The sequence below is a fragment of the Paraburkholderia sp. RL18-085-BIA-A genome (genome assembly GCF_046027075.1).
In the GTDB taxonomy this organism is placed as follows: Bacteria; Pseudomonadota; Gammaproteobacteria; order Burkholderiales; family Burkholderiaceae; genus Paraburkholderia.
Genome location: NZ_JARESU010000345.1, coordinates 1 through 2,623, shown reverse-complemented (window position 1 = coordinate 2,623; position 2,623 = coordinate 1). Strand labels below are relative to the sequence as shown.

Annotated in this window: 3 protein-coding genes; all 3 read left to right on the top strand. The window is 62.6% G+C overall.

Going from position 1 to position 2,623, the window contains the following annotated elements; translation table 11 throughout:
• A partial coding sequence (gene sufD / locus P0D89_RS52175) for a Fe-S cluster assembly protein SufD (protein WP_408370879.1) occupies nucleotides 1-824 on the top strand: 824 nt, incomplete at its 5' end.
• Nucleotides 821-2,074 carry a SufS family cysteine desulfurase gene (locus tag P0D89_RS52170; RefSeq protein ID WP_408370881.1) on the top strand — a complete coding sequence of 418 codons (1,254 nt, stop codon included), beginning with the start codon at nucleotides 821-823 and terminating at the stop codon, nucleotides 2,072-2,074. The genes sufD and P0D89_RS52170, both read left to right, overlap by 4 nt.
• Nucleotides 2,071-2,526: a Fe-S cluster assembly sulfur transfer protein SufU gene (gene sufU, locus P0D89_RS52165; protein ID WP_408370883.1), complete on the top strand. Its 456-nt coding sequence runs from the start codon at nucleotides 2,071-2,073 to the stop codon at nucleotides 2,524-2,526. The genes P0D89_RS52170 and sufU overlap by 4 nt, the downstream gene beginning before the upstream one ends.
• Nucleotides 2,527-2,623 lie beyond the last annotated feature (97 nt).

Here is a 2,623-nt window from a genome sequence, read left to right as displayed (position 1 = left end):
CGCTGCACATGCTGTTCCTGACCGACGAAGCCGGTCTTGCGGTGCAGCCGTTCAACGTCGTGCTTGCCGGAGCACGCTCGGGCTGCGCGATCGTCGAGCACTTTGTAGGGCTGGGCGACAACGCATACTGGACAAATGCGGTCACTCGCATCGTCGCAGACGAACAGGCGGACGTGCAGCACTACCGGTTGCAGCAGGAAGGCTCGAAGGCGTTTCATATCGGGTCGGTCGCTGTTGCGCAGCAACGCGCCAGCTGTTTTACCTCGCATGCGTTCGCCTTCGGCGGTGCGTTGTCGCGCACGGGCATCGGCACGAGCCTGAACGCCGAAAACGCGCAAGCTACGTTGAACGGGCTCTATTTCGCCGGCGGCCGGCAGCACGTCGATCACCATACGCGCATCGATCACGCAGAGCCGCATGGCACGAGTCGCGAATACTACCGCGGCGTGCTCGACGGTGCCGCGCGCGGCGTGTTCAATGGGCGCGTTATCGTGCATCGCGATGCGCAGAAAACGGACACGCATCAGGCGAATCACAACCTGCTGCTGTCGCGCGATGCGGAAATCGACACGAAGCCACAGCTCGAGATCTACGCCGACGATGTGAAATGCACACATGGAGCGACGGTTGGTCAACTGGACGAGAACCAGCTGTTCTATCTGCGTGCGCGCGGCGTCGAGGAACGCACGGCGCGGGCGCTACTGACATACGCATTTGCGCGCGACACTGTCGAACGTGTGCGCATCGATTCGCTCCGCGGTCGGCTCGAAAGCCTGCTGCTCGCGCGCACCCCGGAAGGCGAGCGCATCAGGGAGCTGCTATGAAGCCGATTGAACAGATGAAGGCGCCAGATCCGCGCAATGTCGAGCACTGGCGGGCCGATTTTCCGATTCTGGGCGAGCGCGTGCATGGCCGGCCATTGATCTATCTCGACAACGGTGCGACTACGCAAAAACCGGCCTCGGTCATCTACACGGAAAACGCTTATTACCGGCATAGCAACGCCAACGTGCACCGCGGCGTGCATCTGCTGTCGCAGCGTGCGACCGATGCGTTCGAAGCAGCACGCGCGAAGATCGCACGCTTTATCAACGCGCTGCGTGCGGACGAGATCGTGTTTGTACGTGGCACGACCGAAGCGATCAATCTCGTGGCCCAGAGCTTCGCGCGCCCGCAGCTCAAGCCCGGCGACGAAATCCTGATCAGCGCGATGGAGCACCATTCGAATATCGTGCCGTGGCAGATGATCTGCGAGCAAACTGGGGCGGTGCTGAAAGTCGTGCCGATTGACGATACGGGCGCACTTGATGCCGGCGCGTACGAGCGCTTGTTGAACGAACGTACGCGGCTGGTCGCGATTACGCATCTGGCTAACGCGCTCGGCAGCATCAATCCGGTAGAGCTGATCGTTGCAGCGGCGCACGCGAAGGGCGTGCTGGTGCTGCTGGATGGCGCACAGGCGATTTCGCATCTGCCCGTCGACGTCCGCGCGCTCGATTGTGATTTCTACGCGTTTTCTGGGCACAAGGTGTACGGGCCGACGGGCATCGGCGTGCTGTACGCGAAGGCCGCGCTGCTTGAGGCGATGCCGCCGTGGCAGGGCGGCGGCGAAATGATCCGTTCGGTGACGTTCGAGAAGACGGAATACAACGCGATTCCGTGGAAGTTCGAGGCAGGCACGCCGAACATTGCTGGCGCGATTGCGCTGGGTGCGGCGCTTGACTATGTCGACCGCATCGGCATGGAAGTCATCGCCGCGCACGAGGCCGACCTGCTCGCTTACGCCACGGATGCATTGCGGGGGATTCCGGGCCTGCGTCTCATCGGTACCGCACGCGACAAGGCGAGCATCCTGTCATTCGTGCTCGACGGCGTGCATGCGCATGATGTCGGCACGATTCTCGATCATCACGGCGTCGCCGTGCGGGCGGGCCATCACTGCGCGATGCCGGTGATGCAGCGGTTCGGTGTACCGGCGACAGTGCGCGCGTCACTTGCCCTCTACAACACGCAAGAGGATATCGACGCCCTGATCGAAGGTCTCGGCAGGGTCAGGGAGCTATTCGGCTCATGAGCGATCTGCGCGATCTGTATCAGGAAGTCATCTTCGACCACTACCGGCGGCCGCGTAACTGTCATGAACTGGCCGACGCCAATCACAAGGCCGAGGGCTACAACCCGTTATGCGGCGACCGGATCACGCTGTATCTGCGAATCGAGGATGGCGTCGTCAAGGAGGCGAGTTTCGAAGGCGCGGGCTGTGCGATTGCGACGGCGTCCGCATCGCTGATGACCGAGGCGCTGAAAGGCAAAACGGAAGCAGAGGCCGAAGCGCTGTTCGGACGCTTTCACGACATGGTGACAACACCGGCTGCGGGGCAGGCGACAGCCGCGCCGGATTTGGGCAAGCTGGCGGTGCTGTCCGGCGTGCGTGAATTTCCCGAGCGCGTGAAGTGCGCGACGCTCGCGTGGCACACGTTGCATGCGGCGCTGCACGACGGGGATCGCCCCGTTTCGACAGAGTGAGGCAGACGATGAGCACATTTGACTGGCTGAAGCGCGCTGAGGCCGCACAACCTGGCAGCGGCGCAACAACAGAACGTCTTGAAGAACGCGTGATCGA

Excerpts from the sequence above, each read along its gene's own strand:
- P0D89_RS52170 (WP_408370881.1), top strand. The coding sequence starts at position 821 with ATGAAGCCGATTGAACAGATGAAGGCGCCAGATCCGCGCAATGTCGAG.
- sufU (WP_408370883.1), top strand. The coding sequence starts at position 2,071 with ATGAGCGATCTGCGCGATCTGTATCAGGAAGTCATCTTCGACCACTAC.